The organism is Tardiphaga robiniae (genome assembly GCF_013359755.1).
Classification (GTDB): Bacteria; Pseudomonadota; Alphaproteobacteria; order Rhizobiales; family Xanthobacteraceae; genus Tardiphaga; species Tardiphaga robiniae.
This window is the reverse complement of sequence record NZ_JABMCJ010000019.1, coordinates 1-682: the sequence shown is the minus strand read 5'-3', so window position 1 is coordinate 682 and position 682 is coordinate 1. Positions and strand designations below refer to the sequence as shown.

Here is a 682-nt window from a genome sequence, read left to right as displayed (position 1 = left end):
GCCGGATACCGTGATTCTGGATACGTCTGAACTGGTCACGGTCGTGGCACTGGTGAAGCTGCATACTGATGCACTTCACGCCACGCGGGATGAACCTGTGGCATTTGTGCTGCCGGGAACGGCGTTTCGTGTCTCTGCCGGTGTGGCAGCCGAAATGACAGAGCGCGGCCTGGCCAGAATGCAATAACGGGAGGCGCTGTGGCTGATTTCGATAACCTGTTCGATGCTGCCATTGCCCGCGCCGATGAAACGATACGCGGGTACATGGGAACGTCAGCCACCATTACATCCGGTGAGCAGTCAGGTGCGGTGATACGTGGTGTTTTTGATGACCCTGAAAATATCAGCTATGCCGGACAGGGCGTGCGCGTTGAAGGCTCCAGCCCGTCCCTGTTTGTCCGGACTGATGAGGTGCGGCAGCTGCGGCGTGGAGACACGCTGACCATCGGTGAGGAAAATTTCTGGGTAGATCGGGTTTCGCCGGATGATGGCGGAAGTTGTCATCTCTGGCTTGGACGGGGCGTACCGCCTGCCGTTAACCGTCGCCGCTGAAAGGGGGATGTATGGCCATAAAAGGTCTTGAGCAGGCCGTTGAAAACCTCAGCCGTATCAGCAAAACGGCGGTGCCTGGTGCCGCCGCAATGGCCATTAACCGCGTTGCTTCATCCGCGATATCGCAGTC

At 58.2% G+C, this 682-nt stretch carries 3 protein-coding genes; all 3 read left to right on the top strand.

Going from position 1 to position 682, the window contains the following annotated elements:
* The coding region (gene gpFI, locus HP556_RS00080; protein ID WP_246297179.1) for a DNA-packaging protein FI at positions 1–187 on the top strand (187 nt) is incomplete at its 5' end.
* Positions 188–198: 11 nt separating this feature from the next.
* A complete protein-coding gene (locus tag HP556_RS00075) occupies positions 199–552 on the top strand; it encodes a head-tail joining protein (protein WP_000752979.1) in 354 nt (117 codons plus the stop codon).
* An 11-nt stretch (positions 553–563) separates the two neighbouring features.
* A partial coding sequence (locus HP556_RS00070; protein ID WP_001680331.1) for a phage tail protein occupies positions 564–682 on the top strand: 119 nt, incomplete at its 3' end.